The following is a 15,737-nucleotide window of genomic DNA, read 5'->3' on the forward strand; positions in this document are numbered from 1 at the left end:
CCTCAAATCTGGTCTCGCGGGTGCGCAGGTCAGCGTCCATGGTAGCGGTCGCGGGTGGGCACCCCACGCGGCCGACCTGGTTCGCTACCGCACGTCGTAGTCGACGGCGCCGACGTATTGCCGCCAGCGGTCGACGACGACGGTCACCTGCAGCCGCCAGCGGCCCGTCGTCGGCACGGTGGTGGCTGTGCTGTGTAGTACGACCACCGGCGTCTGCCCTGGTCCCGATGGTTCGGTGGCCCGCGTCGGGAAGTCGACGACCAGGCCGCCGACCCCGCCGTCGGTGTCGGCGAGCACCCCGGCGACCTGTGCCGGGGTGACGGCCTCGGCATCGGTGGGGCGGACCCGCAGGGTGAACTGTTGTGGTCCGGGCCGGGCCGGATCGACCCGTACCGACAAGCGGTACGGCCCGGCGTCGACCTCGGACTCCGACACCGGACGCCAGGTCGCGGTCGCCGGTGCGATGTTGGACAACACCACCGCGGCCAGCAATGCGACAGTCGTCACGGCGAGTTCGACCCGTACACGCCGGCGGAGTCGCGCTGTCGCCCCCGGTTCGGGGCGGCCTTCGTCGGTGTGTCGGGCAGCCGCGCTCCAGCGGAGCGCGAGCGCGGCGATCGCGAGGGCGACGAGCACGGCCGCGACCTTCACCAGGAGCAGCCGACCGTAACCGGTGTCGAACAGCGCAGCCGGCGCGCCGACGGTGTCGACGGCTCGCGCGATCCCGCTCACGATCAGGATCGCGACGGCCACCGCCGCCCAGAACGACCACCGGCGCAGGCCGCGCATCTGCGCGAGGGACAGTCGGGAACGGAGGCCGACCGCCGCGAGGACCACGAGTCCACCCAGCCAGTAGACGGCCGACGACGCGTGCAGGACCGTCCACAGCCACTGTGCGATAGACCCGGCGCCGCCGTGCCCGACGCCGGTCGTGGCCGCGATCGCCACCAGCCCGGCCCCAGCCGTGAGGGCCACCGCGGCCCGACCACCGAGCACCAGCGCGGTGACGACACCGGCGAGCGCAAGGACACGGATACCGATGAGTGTCCCGGATCGACCGCCGGCGACATCGACACCCGTCGACCCCAGCACCGCCCACTGCCCGGCCGCGGCCCCGACCCCCACCGCGAAGGCCGCCACCACCGCACAGCGCACCCTTCGCCGGGCCGCGGCCCGTGCGACCGCCGCGGCGCCGAGGAACGTCGACGCGGCCAGCGGGATACCGACCAGCGCGACCAACACGGCGTATGCCAGTGCCTTCACGATCGCCTCACCGACCACCGGGGCCGACTCGCCACCCGTCACGCCTCCGGCCGGGGCCGCCGATGCGGGCACCCTCACACCGAACTGCACCGCACCCGCGACCGCATGGGTGTCAGCACTGATGACCCGCCAGCTCGCGAGGTAGACGCCGTCGGGCAGATCCGGCCGGACGCCGATGATCACCCGCGGTCCCTCGACCCTGACCCGCCCGGTCGCGACCGAACGGCCGTCGTCGAGACCGATGACATCCGGGGTCGACTGGGTACCCAACGACACCGGTTCGGAGAGGGTGACCACGATCTCCGTGGGCGACCGCTGCACGGTCGCACCGTTGGCCGGCGACGTGGTCAGGATGTAGGCGTGCGCGGATGCGGGTGCCGCGAGGGCCGTCGAGAGTGCGACCGCGACGATGGACAGGCCCAGGATCAGAAGCCCACTCGCGGCGATGATCGGGCGCGCACGCCCAGGATGCGATACGGCGGTCGGGCGAGCCGTCATGGGGTCGGGGTGTTCCCCCGGCGTCCGAGGAGCCTCGGCACCACGGCCGCCGCGAGCGCGATGACCACCGCGACGGCGGACAGCACCACAGCGGTGACCGCCAGCGTGTCCGAGCCGCCGTCGACATCGGCCGCACCGGTATCGGTCGTGTCCGCAGCGGTGAGTTCCAGTGTCGGTGCCGGATACTCGGGCTCCGCTCCGCCGGAGGCGACCTGCACCCAGTCGACGTCCTTGCCGTCGGAGTAGGTCTGCACGGTCGGCAGTGACAACGAATCCGCCTCGGGCAGTGGCCCGGCCAGGAAAGTGAACCGTCCGAACTGCCCGGGAGGGATGCCGCCCGCGGTGGCGACCCAGCGGATCGCGGTGACCGCCTCGTCGACGGTCGCGCCGTGGTTGCCGTGTACCGGTGCCACCGGCTTGCCCTTGGTGACCTCGATCCGCCAACCGGGCGTCGGCTCCGGGGCGACGAATGCGAGTGGGTGGTCGGCCGGCAGCCGGACCGACAGCGCGGTCGTCGACGCCGTGTCCGACTCGGTCGGCACGCGCAGGGTCACCTGGGCGACCTTTCCACGGGTGGTGACGTCGGCAGTTGCGGTGACGTGCGCGGCCGCGACGGCGGCCGGCGCCAGGGGCGCACTCAGGACAGCGATGGCGAGCACCGTCGCGGTGCGCCGAGATCGATTGGTAAGCATGGTCTTCTCCCCCAGGAGGCGGGCGGTCGGGTGGATGTCGGGATCTCTGCGATCAGCGGGGCGTGGTCGCGGCAGGGCCCGTCACCGCTCGACGGCCGAGTTGTCGATGACGTCGAAGATCGCTCGCCGCAATTCGACGAAGCGCGGGTCGGTCGGGTCACGCGGCCGGTCGAAGTCCACCGAGACCTCCTCGAGCACCCGGGCCGGTCGCGGGCTGAGCAGCACGATGCGGTCGGCGAGCACGATCGCCTCGTCGACATCGTGGGTGACCAACAAGGCCGTGAAGCCGCGATCACGCCAGAGGCGCAACAGTTCTCCCTGCAGATCACGCCGGGTCAAGGAGTCGAGTCGTCCCAGCGGTTCGTCGAACAGCAAGACACGCGGCTCGTTCACCAGCGCCCTGGCCAGTGCGGCTCGCTGCGCCATCCCGCCCGACAGTTGGGCGGGCAGCACGCCACCGAAGTCGGCGAGGCCGACGAGTTCCAGTGCGGCGTCGATCTTGTCGACGTCAACCGCCCCGCGGCCACGGGCCTGCGGCCCCAATCCGACGTTCTGGCGCACCGTCCGCCACGGCAGCAAGGTCGGGTCCTGGAACACCAGTCCCCTGGTCCAGTGCGGGCCGCGGATCGGGGCACCGTCGAGGTAGACCTCCCCGACGAGCGGACGATCGAGCCCGGCCACCAGACGCAACAGCGTCGACTTCCCCGATCCCGACGGTCCGAGCAGCGCGACGAACTCCCCCGGACGCGCCGAGATGGTGACGTCGTCGAGGACGGACAGAATGCTGCCGGTGTCGAATCCGTGGCTGACACCGACGATGTCGACTGCGCCACCCCGTTCGCTCACCATCGGACCAGATCCTTCTGCCACCGCAGTGCGACGGCCCGAGCACGCAGCAGGGCGGTCATCAACGTGCCACAGAACAGCACCATCACCAGGATGCCCGCGTACATCGCGGGATACGCCGACCACCCCTTCTTCCAGTTGATGTACCAACCGAGACCACTGTTCACACCGAAGTTCTCGGCCACCGTCAGCGTGACGAACGCGATGCCCAGCGCCATGAAGAGACCGGTGAAGATGCTCGGTACCGCGGCCGGGAGGCTGATCCGGAAGACGAGGAAACGGGTGTTGCCGCCGAGCGTCTGGGCGACGTCGTAGTAGGACCGGGGTGTGCCGTTGACCCCCGCCCTGGTGAGCAGCGTGACCGGGAACCAGACACCGAGGGCGATCAAGAAGACCGCGCCCGCGTATGCGGTCGGGAAGGTCACGAAGATGATCGGCACCCACGCCAGCGCAGGCACCGGACCGATGTACTGCAGGATCGGGTGGACCCAGTAGTTCGCCTGCGCCGACCATCCGGTGAGCACCCCGGTGATCAGTCCCGCGAACACACCCGCCGCGAAGCCGAGGACCAGCAACAGGGTCGAGTTGCCCAGGCTCGAGAGCAACAGTCCACGGTCTTTCCACGCCTCGGCCAGGATCTGTTGCGGGGCGGCGAAGTAGGGCGGTACCAGCGCTCCTGTCTTCGCGGTGGTCCACTCCCAGATCAGCAGCCAGACCGCCGAGGCCACGAGCCACGGAGCCCGGCGGTTCAGCGCGCCCGCCACCCAGTGACTCAGTGCTGCAGGACGTCCGATCGCGGCGATCGACCAGGACAGAACGATCACGACGGCGACGACGGCGGCAGCGACGGTCACGGCGACGGTGCCCTCCACGGCGAAGTCGGCGGTGTCGGCGACCCCACCGGAAAGGACCGCGAGCCCGGCCCACCCAACGATCGCCGAGACCACCAGAGCGACACGGGTGGTGGGGCGGACCCGGAGTTGTTCGAGGACGGCGACCACCTGCTGCTCACCCCGCCCCGCAGTCGGGTTCGGCAGTACCTCGGTCGGCGGGCCGGTGGTTGCCACCTCGGTGGTCACCAGCTCAGTCCCAGGTCCGCGTAGACCTTGTCGGCGAGATCAGGCGCCTTGGTGCGCGGGTCGAGAAAGCCGGTGCCGGCGAACTTCTCGATGCCAGGGATCAGCGCGGCCCGCAGGTTCTTCGCCGACGGGTTGTAGCTGTAGGACTGCAGGATCGGCACGATCTGCTCGACCTTGCCTGCCACGTAGTTCTTCTCGACCTCGATGTGCGCGGTCTCCTCGATGTTCGCCCCGACCCACCGGCTCCCCTCGGCCCACGCCGTGACCAGCTTGCGTGCGGTCTCCGGGTCGTCGCGGACCAGCTTCCCGTTGAGGGCGGTGGCGCAGCAGTACTGCTGCGCGTTGGCGCCCAACCGGTTGTTGGTGAGCTCCTGGGCGTCGCCGCCGAGCGTCGCCAACAGGGCGATGGGATCGGATGCCGCGATCGCGTCGATCCGCTTCTCCTTCAACGCCGTCGGCAAGAGGTCGTTGTCGATGACGACCCACTCGACCTGTTTGGCCTCCGGCGACGGCACGATGCCTGCGTCCAGGAGATCGAGCGAGAAGAAGTTGAGGGCCGAGCTGGACAGGCCGCTGACACCGATCTTCTTGCCGCGTAGCTCGTTGACCGAGGTGATGTCGCCGTCGTCGCGGACCACCAGGCGGAGGCAGCCCTCGTGCAGACCCGCGACGAGTTTGACGTCCACGCCCTGCTCGATCGGCTTGAGCCAAGAGAAGAAGATGCCTGGCGCGGCCGCGTACTTGCCCGATCCCACCGCGGGATGGGTGTCCTCACCGGTGGCGGTCTTGACGATCTCGACATCGAGACCCTGCTTGGCGAAGAAGCCCTTCTCGTGCGCGGCGAACAGCGGCGCCTCGCACGTGTCGCCGCCGTAGGCGAGACGGAGCGTCGGCGTGTTGGCGGTACTCCCGCTGCCGCGGACCCCGGCCCAGACCCCGACACCGATGGCGGCCGCCGCCACCGCTCCGATCCCCGCCCCCGTCAACAGTTTCCGGCGTGAGATCCCGGTGGGCGCGTCCGGGTCCGCAGCCGGTCGGTCGGTGATCCGCGCGCCGCTGCCGAGGATCAGCGCGTCGTCGGGTCCGCCGTCCGGCTGGTTGGCGGGCGTGGACTGGCCTTCGGTCTCGTCGGGCCGGTTCTGCTGATCATCGCTCATCGTGTGCGTACCTCGTGCTCGAAGGAATTCGGATGGTCGAGAAAGTCGGCGCCGACTCCAGGAGCCGCGGCCGCGAGCTCTGCGGTGCCGACAGCTGCGGGAACGGCTGCGGCGCGCAACTCGGTGACCGCGACGGTCCCCACCGCCCGGCCGTCGCGGGTCACGACGACCACGCGGTCGGTGTACTCGTCGCCGGACAGTCGTGTCGCCACCCCGACCAGCGGCTCGTCGTACCCGGCGAAGGGTGGTGGTGGGCGCAGGAGTGCGCCGACCGATGTCGACTCGATCGGGTCGTCGACGACACCGTCCGTGATGGAGGTCGGCACGGATCCGACGATCTCCGCCGCGACGGTGTCACTTCCCGCGCGATCGAGATGGACCGGGAGTTCGGGCAATCCGCGCGCATGGGCGGCGATGTCGCCCCGGCGCACCGAGGTCGGGATCCCGACGTAGCCATCCGACACCAGCTCACCGACCACGCGCGGGTGGTCGTCGGCGGAGCCACGGTCCGTCCTGATGCCGTCGGCACCGAATCCCCACCGCGCGCGCCATTCCGGCTGGTGGTATTTCGACAGGTAGTTGCGCCCACTGTCGGGGATGAGGGCGACGACGACCGCCGGTGCGGTCGCCCGCTGCGCCACCCGCAGTGCGGCCGCGGCTGCGACCCCGCCTGAGCCGCCGACCAGGATGCCTTCGAGTCGGGCCAGGTCGCGCAGGGTGTCGATCGCCTCGCGATCGGAGATCGTGACGATCTCGTCGAGAACCTCGGGGTGGTAGGACGCGGGCAGCTCGTCGTCGATGGTGTCCGGATGCCGGTAGTGTCCGACCGACTCGACGTAGAACGCGCGACCGTCGCCACCGGAGTAGGTGGAGTTGACCGGGTCGGCGCCGACCACCCGCACGGCTCCGCCGGAGACCTCGTGGAGGAATCGCCCCGCCCCGCTGACCGTTCCCCCGGTGCCGATACCGGCGACGAAATGCGTGACGGCACCGCCGGTCTGGGCCCAGACCTCGGGTCCGGTGGTTTTGTGATGCGCAGCCGGGTTCGCCGGGTTGTCGTACTGGCCGGCGAGCCAGCCGCCCGGGATCTCGGCCGCCAGCCGTGCCGCGATCGTCCGGACGTGCTCGGGATGGCCGACTGGCCGACCGCCCGGGGTGATGACGACCTCGGCGCCATACGCACGCAGCAGGTCGATCTTCTCCACGCTGGTCTTGTCCGGCACCACCGCGACGACCCGATAATCGCGGACCGCGCCGATCAACGCCAGCCCGATACCGGTGTTGCCCGATGTCCCCTCGACGATCGTCGACCCCGGCCGCAGGTCACCCGATCGCTCGGCGGCCAGCACCATCTCGCGCGCCGCCCGATCCTTGCTGCCGCCACCGGGATTGCGGTCCTCGAGCTTCAGGTAGACGTGCGCGCTACCGGTGGCGAGCCGGTTGACACGGATCAGCGGCGTGTGACCGATGGCGTCGAGAACGGAGTCGTAGACCCCGCCCGCCGTACTCGGATCGACACCCATGCCCCGACTCCCCTGCTCGCTGTTGACGTCCGGAACCGACGACCGGCGCAGGAGATCAGGGTCCTCCCCGATCGTCGGCAACAGCAGGGTTACGGTCAGCCGGGTTCGATCGATGAGCCCTGCGGCGGGTCGGACGAGACGGCCCGGTGTGTCAGAGCTGATGCCGGGTCCGGGTGCGCCGCGATGACGGCGGTGAGTGCGATCCCGACTCGAAGAACGACAGCACCACCGTGTGGCGCAGCGTGAAGCCGAGATCCTGGTAGAGCCGGATCGCATCGTGATTCGTCGCTGCGGCGTGCAGGAATGGTGTTGCGCCGTCGGCACGTACGGCGTCGCCTACGGCGCGGACGAGACGTGTGGCCAGACCGTTCCGACGGTGGTCGGGGTCCACGCATACGGCGCTGATCTCCGTCCACCCCGTCGGCTTCATCCGCTCACCGGCCATCGCCACCAGGCGACCGCTCCGACGGATGCCGAGATACCGCCCCATTTCGACGGTCGCGATCCGGAAGGGGCCGGGCCGGGTGCGCGAGACGAGTTCCAGCATCTCGGGTACATCCCGCCGCCCGAGGACGACTGCCTCGGGGTCGGGTCGGGTGGCGAGGTCGTGACCGGTCAGTTGCACCACGTCGAAGGTGCGGACGAGGCGGATCGGATCCGGAGGTGGTCCGCCGTCGTAGTCACGCAGCGAGAAGGTGGCGCCGGCGCCGACCAGACGCCATAGGTCGGCCCAGTCATCGCCGGTCATGTCCGGTGGGTGTCCGATGAACGCCGACACGTCGGGACGGTACCGGATCACCCGACCCGCGGTCAGCGCCAGATGGGCGTGGCGACCGATGAGGGCCGACCGCACCGGGCTGTCGAGATGCCGGGGGTCGGGGTCGGTCGATGGGGTGAACGCGCCGAGCGATGTGAAGGCCGCGCCGCCCGGACCGTCGGTGCGGAGATCGGTATGGGTCACCACGCCGATGCTCGCACCGCCGTGCCCGGACGGCGAGGGTTGCGCTCAGTGCGATCGGTCCGGCCGTCAGGCCAGGCGGATCAGTCCGTAGTCGAATGCGTGCCGTCGGTAGACCACCGACGGCCGGTCGGACTCCTTGTCGTGGAACAGGAAGAAGTCGTGTCCGACGAGCTCCATCTCGTAGAGCGCGTCGTCGACCGTCATGGGCACCGCCTGATGCTCCTTGACCCGGACGACCTGCCCTGGTTCATGGTCGGCGACACCATCGTCCCAGCTCCCCGTGGAGTCGACGCCGTCCTCGGGCACGAGTCCGTCGACGGTCAGCTGGTTGTCCCGTAGCGGCGGCGCACCGACCTCGGTGGCCTCGGCCACCGACAGCGGCCGGCGGTTACCGTGGTGGACTCGTCTGCGGTCCTTGACGCGACGGAGGCGGGACTCGACCTTGGCCAGCACCGCCTCCAGCGCGGCATAGAAGTTCTCTCCGCAGGCCTGGGCGCGGACCTTGGGGCCCTTGCCGGTGGCGGTGACCTCCACCTGTTGACAGACCTTCGCCTGGCGGCGGTTCCGTTCGTGATTCAGCTCGACGTCGAAGCGGTAGATGGTCGGATCGAAGCGCTCCAGTCGGGCGAGTTTGTCTCCGACGTGGACGCGGAAATGTTCGGGGATCTCGACGTTGCGGCCGCTGAACACGACGGTCGCGGTGGGTTCGGCCGGATCGGCCGATTCCACCGTGCCGGGCGGTCGGACGAAGGCGAAATCTCGATCGAACGCCTCGTCCGTTGGGCTCTCGGTGGTGGTGGGGCGAATCGAATCGGGCTCGGGGCCGCGATCGCCCACCTTGGATTCTCGCTGTCCTCGGCGATGGATGACTGTTGACATACAACTACCTCCTCCGTGTCTACCCGGCCGGCCCGATCGTCGGAGGTGATCGCGTCGCGAACTCCGAGCGAATCCGCGGATTCGATGAGAAGGAGTGGTGCACAGGCGATCTCACGGGACGTGGCACGGGTGTCGAGAGCATGCCAGCCGACGGCTGACACTCAGGGGCAGGGGCATCACCTCCGCTGTCACGAGACGTCCACCTGATGTGCCTTCGACGGTAGCCCGAAGTTCGCCACTCGGCCACGTTTCGGCGCGGTTCGGGTGGTACGCCACCCCGGCTGGGAGCCGGTGTCGGTTCCGTGCACAGCATCGATGCACAGTTCGGGTCGCGACCGGCCGACGACACCGCCGCGCGTGTCAGGGTGGGCCGTGTCCTCTCGCCCGATCCGACCGGCGACCGTGCTCGCCGCGGCCGCCGACCTGGTGCTGCCGACCGTCTGTGGCGGGTGCGGCGCTCCCGGGGTGCGGTGGTGTGCGCGATGCACCCGACGCCTGGCCGACGATCCGGTGCAGTTGCGTCCCCGCATCCCGGTCGGCGCGCCGGTGTGGGCCCTGGGACGTTACCGCGGCCCACACCGGGCCGGACTTGTGGCGTTGAAGGAGCACGGTCGTCGGGATCTCGTCGACCCCTTCGCCGACGCCCTGAGCCGCGCAGTGGTGACGCTCGCCCGCTGGGGAGAGGTGCCCGACGCTCGACGCCTGCAACTGGTGCCGGCACCGACGCGCCGCGCTGCCGCCCGACGTCGGGGCGGTGACCCGGTGACCGCGATGGGTCTGGGTGTCCGACAGCGTCTGGGGCCACGGGTCGTGGTGAACCCGATGCTGGTGACCACTGCCCTCACCCGCGACTCGGCCGGGTTGGATGCGCCGGCCCGCGCACGCAACGTGGCCGGATCGATCCGCATCCGGCGTCACGCGGCACCGCTGGCCGGGTCGGTCCGCACGATCCTGCTCGACGACGTCCTGACCACCGGTGCCACGGCTGCCCAGTCGCACCGGGTGCTCGCCGGCTCGGGAGTGCACGTCGACCTCGTCCTGGTCGTCGCCGGAGCCTGAGGGAGAGGTCAGGGCAGGACCGGGATGACGCCGGGCGCCATCGCCGGTTCGACCTCGGTCCAGTACTGGTCCGGCTGGCCGTTGCTGCTGCCGAGCCGCAGGATCCCACGGGCGTCGCCGACGTAGATCGTCGATGCGTTGGCCACCACGGCTCGGACCGGCGGCGAGACGTTGCCGCTGAGCAGCCCCACAGCCGGTGTCCCGTTGATCGACAATGCGACCACCGGCGAGTCCGGTGCCGAACGCGCGATCATCACCGTCGTCGGCGACGCCCAGTCCAGCGAGACCGCGCGGTTGCCGATGTTGTAGGCGGCGATCCGGGCGTCGGTGAGCGAGACCCGCCCCTCGGCGTTGGTCGAGACGACCGCGAAGACCACCTGTCCGCCGACGATCATCGCGGCACGGACGCCGTCGGGCGCGATCTGCAGTTCGGTGATCGGGCCGGGCGCGACCGGCGCGACTGCAGCCGCGTCGACGGTGGCCACCCGCTCACCGGAACCGTCGGCGTCCCGCACCCACTGCACGGGCCGTCCGTCGGCGACAGCCCACACGGTGTTGGCGTCGGCGCCGAAAGAGGGGCGGGTGATCGAGTCGCCGGTGACGATCTCCGCGATCGCACCGCCGTAGTCACCGACCGCCAGTCGGAGCCGCGGGCCAGGTCCGGTTCGAGCCGTCACCGACGCGACCCGACGGCCGTCGGCGGAGATGGTCGCGGCTCGGAGGTCCTTGCCCGCGCCCAGCGGACCGCCCACGGGAGCTGTGCCGGTGTCGGTGACGGAGCTGAGGGCGCCGTCGCGGATGACGTTGAGTCCGACGTCGGTGCTGGGTCCGGAGTTGGGATCGGCGGCCTTGACGTCCGCGGTCTGCCATCCGGACGCCCGCTCGGCGATGAGCGGCGCACCGTCTGCGTTGATGATGTACGGCCCGCCGATCTCCGCACCGTCGAGTGTCCAGATGATCTGGGCCGCCAGCGTCGCCCGATCGCGCTCAGACAGATTCCCGATACCGGTCAACTCGATCCGTACCCCACCGCCACCACCGCCACCGGTGATCACTGGTCCGCGCAGGGCGGCACCGTTGGGAAAGGCGGAGTCGACAGCCGGGTCCAGATCACTGGACGGGCCCCGGATGAGTCGGTCCACCAGGGTCGTCGGGTCGGTTTGCTCCCGTCCGTAGAGCCACCGCGGATCGGCCACGAGGCGGGTGCGGTTGCGGTCGGTGAAGTAGAGGGTCACCGCACGATAGGCGGCATCGAACTGGGAGCGGTCGATGGTGGTGCCGGCCGGCAGCGGACCGTCGATCCGCCACTGGTCACCGACGCGGACCAGGCTCATCGTCGTCTCGACACGTCCGGTCGCCGGCAGCAACTGCCCGCCGGACCGGACGAGACCGACGTTGTCACCGCTCAGTCGCAAGCGGACGGCGTCCTCGCTGCGCTGGTCGACGAAGACGTTGATGTCGTCGAGCACCAGGGTGTCGCCACGGTCGTCCCATCGCGACGAGGCCGTCGGGGTGAGGAAGCTACGCGCGGCACGATGGCCGCCCGCAGGATCGGCCGTCGCCTTGAGGAACGCCCGGACCAGCGACTCCGGGTCCATGTCCGACTGCGGGACCGGAACCGCATTGGTCGGCCCCTTGCGCTCGAAGGAGGTGATCGGCTGTGGCGAGGAATTGGTCGGGATGGAGCCGCACGCGGCGACCATCAGGCAGGTGATCGCGAGGGCCAGCACGCCGACCACGCGCGCACATGCGTTCCGCGGACGTCTGGTCTCAGCCACCGGCGCCACCGTTGGAGTTGGCGCGTGTGCCCTTGGTGGCCAGCTTCGAGGGACCGCCGACCGGCTTCAGCGGCAACGGACTGCCGAGCAGCTTGTGGCCGCGGACCAGCGGCAGCGTGAGCCGGAAGCATGCACCGTTGCCCGGTTCGCCCCACGCCTCGAGCCGCCCCTGGTGCAGTCGGGCGTCCTCGATGCTGATGGCCAGGCCCAGACCGGTGCCGCCCGATCGGCGGAACCGCGACGGATCCGATCGCCAGAAGCGGTTGAAGACAAGCTTCTCCTCTCCTGGCCGGAGTCCGATACCGTTGTCCCGCACGGTGATCGCGACCGCGTCGCCGTCCGATCGCATGGTCAGCACAACCGGCCTGCGCTCGCCGTGGTCGATCGCGTTGGCCAGCAGGTTACGTAGGACACGCTCGACACGGCGGGGATCGATCTCGGCGATCACGGGTTCGGTCGGCAGATCGAGGACGAGTTCGGTGCCGGTTTCCTCCGCGAGGTGATTGACGGTCGCGAGTGCTGCGTCGATCGGGATGGCCATGTCCATCCGTTCGGCGGCCAGCTCTGCCATGCCCGCATCGTGGCGGGAGATCTCCAGCAGCTCGTTGAGCAACGTCTCGAAGCGGTCGAGTTCCTTGTCGAGCAACTCCACCGACCGCTTGCGCACCGGGTCGAGGTCGTCGCGCCCCTCGTACAGCACGTCGCTGGCCATGCGGACGGTGGTGAGCGGGGTGCGCAGCTCGTGGGAGACGTCGGAGGTGAACTGTCGCTGCAGCCCGCCGAACTCCTCGAGGTGGGTGATCTGCTTGGACAGGCTCTCGGCCATGTCGTTGAACGACATCGCCAACCGCGCCATGTCGTCCTCACCGCGGACGGGCATCCGCTCCTTGAGTCGGCCGTCGGCGAATCGCACCGCGATCCGCGACGCCGACCGCACCGGGATGACCACCTGCCGCGACACCAGCCAGGCGATCGCGGCGAGGAGCCCGAGCAGCACGACACCACCGGTGAGCAGGGTGCCGCGGACCAGGTCGACGGTGTTCTGCTCGCTGGTCAGCGGGAAGACCAGATACAGCTCGAGCCCCGGCACCGACGCGTTGGTCGGCGTGCCGACGATCAGGGCGGGCACCTGACCGCCGCTGCTGCTGGGCACCGTCGCGTACTGGTAGGCGACCTGACCGGCCTGCACCATGTCGCGCAGGTTGTCGGGCACCTCGGCGGTGGGCCCGACACCGGGATCGCTGTCGGAGGCGCCGTTGCCGGGCACCATCAAGACGGTGTCGAAGGTGCCGACCGTCCCGGCGTTCTGTCCGGAGTCGACGTCGCGATCGGTCAGCAACGACCGCGTCTGACGGAGGCGGTTCTGCACCGACATGTTGCCGTCGGTGCTGGACAGGTCGCGTTCGACGGCGATGCGCGCCCGGTCGGCCTCCTCGGTCGCAGCGGCGAGCTTGACGTCGAGCAGGCGGTCGGTGATCTGGCTGATCAGGACGAATCCCAGGATCAGGAGCACGACAAAGGACAGCACCAGGGTGGACACCACGACGCGGAGCTGCAGCGAACGTCGCCACATGTGCCCGAAGGCACGGCCGACGCTGCTCGCCGCGCGGGTGAACCGACCAAAGGTGCTGTTGACGCGTCTCCGGGAGCGACCGATCACGGCGGGCCGGCCTTGTAGCCGACCCCCCCTCACCGTCAGCACGACTTCCGGATTCTCGGGGTCGGTCTCGACCTTCGCCCGCAACCGCTGGACATGCACGTTCACGAGTCTAGTGTCCGCCGGGTGCCGGTAACCCCACACCTGCTCGAGGAGCACGTCGCGGGTGAACACCTGACGTGGCTTACGGGCGAGCGCGACCAACAGGTCGAACTCGAGCGGGGTGAGCGAGATCGGGACGCCGTCGCGGGTCACCTTGTGTGCGGGGACGTCGATCTCCACCGGCCCGATCGATAGCAGTTCGGCCGGCTCCTCGTCGGTGCGGCGCAGACGCGCGCGGACGCGGGCGACGAGTTCCTTCGGTTTGAACGGCTTGACCATGTAGTCGTCGGCACCCGACTCCAGCCCGAGCACGACGTCGACGGTGTCCGACTTGGCCGTCAGCATCACGATCGGGACTCCCGAGTCGGCGCGCAGCACGCGGCAGACGTCGATCCCGTTCATGCCGGGGAGCATGAGGTCGAGCAGCACCAGGTCCGGACGGATCTCCCGGACTGCGGTGAGCGCCTGGGTCCCGTCCCCGACCACGAACGGCTCGAACCCCTCGCCCCGCAACACGATCGTCAGCATCTCGGCGAGCGCGGCGTCGTCGTCGACGACGAGGATGCGTGGCTTCATGCCCTCAATGGTGACACTTCCGTGACACATCCGTGGCGACGACGCGCCGACCAGGCAGGACCGACGGAGACAGCGGGCGGCGCCGATACCATCGCGGTGTGGGTGAACTGATCGCAGTGGAGGGCATCGACGGCGCGGGCAAGAACACCATGGTCCGCGGCCTCGTCGAGCAGTGGCGATCTCACGGGGATCGCGTGGCGACGTTCACCTTTCCGCGGTACGGGGAGTCGGTGACCGCCGACCTGGCCGCCGAAGCGCTGCATGGTTCCCACGGCGATCTCCGCGAGAGCGTCTACGGGATGGCCGTGTTGTTCGCGCTCGACCGCGCCGGGGCCGCCTCCGAGATCTTCGCCGCGATGGCCGAGAACGACGTGGTGATCCTCGATCGGTACGTCGCGTCCAACGCCGCCTACAACGCCGCGCGTCTTCACCAGGACGCCGACGGCGAGGTGGTGCGCTGGGTGGCCGACCTCGAGTTCGGGCGTCTCGGCCTCCCGGTGCCCGACCGCCACCTCTTCCTGGGCGTACCCGCCGACGTCGCGCTGGGTCGCGCCGCACGACGTGCAGAAATCGACTCCGACCGCGCGCGCGATCACTACGAACGCGACCATGACCTGCAGCATCGGGTCGATGCGGTGTACCGGGGGTTGGCGCATGCCGGGTGGATGTCACCATGGCTGGAGGTCACCGATGTCGCCGAAGCAGCTGCGACGGCACGTCCGTCGGCCGGATGACACGACCAGCGCGGTCCCGGCCGCACGGATAATCTCAGCGAAACCAACCCGTCTCGGGGAGGACGAGCAATGACCCACCAGCCGCCGCCCGGCCAACCGGCCCCGCGGCCATCGCAGCCACCGTCCGGGCCGCCGCAGCCCGGCGCCGGCGCACCGCCCCCACCTCCCGCCGGTTCACCTCCTCGAGCGGTTCCGGGGTCGTATCCACCGCCGAATCCCCCGCCCGCCGGACGACCTCCGGCCGGACCGCCTTATGGCGCACCGGGTTTCGGCGCCCCGGGTTTCGGCGCACCGGGCTACGGTCCTCCGGGATTCGGGACGTCTCCCGGCTACGGCACACCCGGTCCCGGCGGTCCGTACGGTCCTCCCCCGCCGCCCGGACCGCCACGGCGCAACACCAACGGCATCCTGATCGCGGTCGGTGCGGGAGTCGTGGCCCTGCTTGCCGTCGCCGCACTCGTCGTCGTCCTCGGCATCCGGGCCGGCTCTTCCTCCGACGACGGCCAGAACCCGACCGTCGCGGCGCCGAGCACCACCGAACTGCCCGGTGTCCCGACGACTCCCGGCGACACCGGGACCTCGGCCGACCAAGCCGACGTCACCGCGATCCGCACATCGATGCAGACCTTCCTGGACGCCCTCAACTCCCGTGACCTGACCCGCATCAAGGCGTCGGTCTGCAGCGAGCTGCGGCCCAAGGTCAACAAGCCGCCCAGCGGTGAGGGCAACGTCGTGCTCGACGGCCTCACCTCGGTGTCGGTCACCGGCGACTCCGCCGAGTCGACGGTCCTCACCCACGTTGAGGTCGGCGCCAAGCGGTCGGTCACCGAACAGAACGAGGAGCGCTTCGTCCGCGAGTCGGGCACCTGGTACGTCTGCCCCGGTTCCGAACCCGACATCGGTACCTGAGCCGCCCCGCCCCGTCGACCGTGC

General features: G+C 70.1%; 13 protein-coding genes. 3 read left to right on the forward strand and 10 right to left on the reverse strand.

The genetic code is table 11. The annotated features are described in order from the left end of the window. Nucleotides 1–84: 84 nt before the first annotated feature. The 8 genes from GS4_RS02665 to hpf all read right to left on the reverse strand — a co-directional run bounded on the left by GS4_RS02665 (nt 85) and on the right by hpf (nt 8,898). Entirely contained in the window at nt 85–1,761 is a 1,677-nt protein-coding gene (locus GS4_RS02665) for a copper resistance CopC/CopD family protein (RefSeq protein WP_007617204.1), read from the reverse strand. Further along, a complete protein-coding gene (locus GS4_RS02670) occupies nt 1,758–2,453 on the reverse strand; it encodes a YcnI family protein (protein ID WP_007617205.1) in 696 nt (231 codons plus the stop codon). The genes GS4_RS02665 and GS4_RS02670 overlap by 4 nt, the downstream gene beginning before the upstream one ends. A gap of 81 nt (nt 2,454–2,534) precedes the next feature. Next, nucleotides 2,535–3,302: an ABC transporter ATP-binding protein gene (locus GS4_RS02675; RefSeq protein ID WP_007617206.1), complete on the reverse strand. Its 768-nt coding sequence runs from the start codon at nt 3,300–3,302 to the stop codon at nt 2,535–2,537. After that, nucleotides 3,296–4,378 (reverse strand): ABC transporter permease, encoded by a 1,083-nt coding sequence (locus tag GS4_RS02680; RefSeq protein ID WP_007617207.1) that lies wholly within the window; start codon nt 4,376–4,378, stop codon nt 3,296–3,298. The genes GS4_RS02675 and GS4_RS02680 overlap by 7 nt, the downstream gene beginning before the upstream one ends. Next, complete coding sequence (locus GS4_RS02685) at nt 4,375–5,535, reverse strand: ABC transporter substrate-binding protein (RefSeq protein WP_007617208.1); 1,161 nt, start codon at nt 5,533–5,535, stop codon at nt 4,375–4,377. Before GS4_RS02685 ends, GS4_RS02680 begins: the two co-directional genes overlap by 4 nt. Continuing rightward, nucleotides 5,532–7,139, reverse strand: a complete 1,608-nt coding sequence (locus tag GS4_RS02690) for a PLP-dependent cysteine synthase family protein (protein WP_369403291.1) — start codon at nt 7,137–7,139, stop codon at nt 5,532–5,534. The genes GS4_RS02685 and GS4_RS02690 overlap by 4 nt, the downstream gene beginning before the upstream one ends. Before the next feature lie 70 nt (nt 7,140–7,209). After that, nucleotides 7,210–8,019, reverse strand: a complete 810-nt coding sequence (locus GS4_RS02695; RefSeq protein ID WP_157226464.1) for a GNAT family N-acetyltransferase — start codon at nt 8,017–8,019, stop codon at nt 7,210–7,212. Between the two features lie 66 nt (nt 8,020–8,085). Beyond that, a complete protein-coding gene (gene hpf / locus GS4_RS02700) occupies nt 8,086–8,898 on the reverse strand; it encodes a ribosome hibernation-promoting factor, HPF/YfiA family (protein WP_007617213.1) in 813 nt (270 codons plus the stop codon). Nucleotides 8,899–9,270: 372 nt separating this feature from the next. On the opposite strand from hpf, the gene GS4_RS02705 reads away from it, so the two are divergent. After that, nucleotides 9,271–9,957, forward strand: coding sequence for a ComF family protein (locus GS4_RS02705; protein ID WP_051989595.1), 687 nt, complete (start codon nt 9,271–9,273; stop codon nt 9,955–9,957). An 8-nt stretch (nt 9,958–9,965) separates the two neighbouring features. Here GS4_RS02705 and lpqB read toward each other — a convergent pair whose 3' ends face one another. Next, nucleotides 9,966–11,696: an MtrAB system accessory lipoprotein LpqB gene (lpqB, locus tag GS4_RS02710; RefSeq protein ID WP_007617229.1), complete on the reverse strand. Its 1,731-nt coding sequence runs from the start codon at nt 11,694–11,696 to the stop codon at nt 9,966–9,968. Between the two features lie 31 nt (nt 11,697–11,727). Continuing rightward, nucleotides 11,728–14,070 (reverse strand): MtrAB system histidine kinase MtrB, encoded by a 2,343-nt coding sequence (mtrB, locus tag GS4_RS02715; RefSeq protein WP_439644586.1) that lies wholly within the window; start codon nt 14,068–14,070, stop codon nt 11,728–11,730. A gap of 98 nt (nt 14,071–14,168) precedes the next feature. Here mtrB and GS4_RS02720 point away from each other — a divergent pair, with 98 nt between their 5' ends. Further along, the gene (locus GS4_RS02720; protein ID WP_007617234.1) at nt 14,169–14,804 is read left to right on the forward strand and encodes a dTMP kinase; all 636 of its coding nucleotides are present in this window, start codon (nt 14,169–14,171) and stop codon (nt 14,802–14,804) included. Between the two features lie 69 nt (nt 14,805–14,873). Then, on the forward strand, nt 14,874–15,713 hold the full coding sequence (locus GS4_RS25515) for an Rv0361 family membrane protein (protein WP_007617239.1): 840 nt from the start codon (nt 14,874–14,876) through the stop codon (nt 15,711–15,713). Nucleotides 15,714–15,737: the final 24 nt, after the last annotated feature.

Source organism: Gordonia soli NBRC 108243, assembly GCF_000334455.1.
GTDB lineage: Bacteria > Actinomycetota > Actinomycetes > Mycobacteriales > Mycobacteriaceae > Gordonia > Gordonia soli.

Bases quoted from the DNA above. Each gene is read 5' to 3' on its own strand.
- GS4_RS02665 (WP_007617204.1), bottom strand. From the start codon at position 1,761: ATGACGGCTCGCCCGACCGCCGTATCGCATCCTGGGCGTGCGCGCCCG.
- GS4_RS02670 (WP_007617205.1), bottom strand. From the start codon at position 2,453: ATGCTTACCAATCGATCTCGGCGCACCGCGACGGTGCTCGCCATCGCT.
- GS4_RS02675 (WP_007617206.1), bottom strand. From the start codon at position 3,302: ATGGTGAGCGAACGGGGTGGCGCAGTCGACATCGTCGGTGTCAGCCAC.
- GS4_RS02685 (WP_007617208.1), bottom strand. From the start codon at position 5,535: ATGAGCGATGATCAGCAGAACCGGCCCGACGAGACCGAAGGCCAGTCC.
- hpf (WP_007617213.1), bottom strand. From the start codon at position 8,898: ATGTCAACAGTCATCCATCGCCGAGGACAGCGAGAATCCAAGGTGGGC.
- mtrB (WP_439644586.1), bottom strand. From the start codon at position 14,070: ATGAAGCCACGCATCCTCGTCGTCGACGACGACGCCGCGCTCGCCGAG.
- GS4_RS25515 (WP_007617239.1), top strand. From the start codon at position 14,874: ATGACCCACCAGCCGCCGCCCGGCCAACCGGCCCCGCGGCCATCGCAG.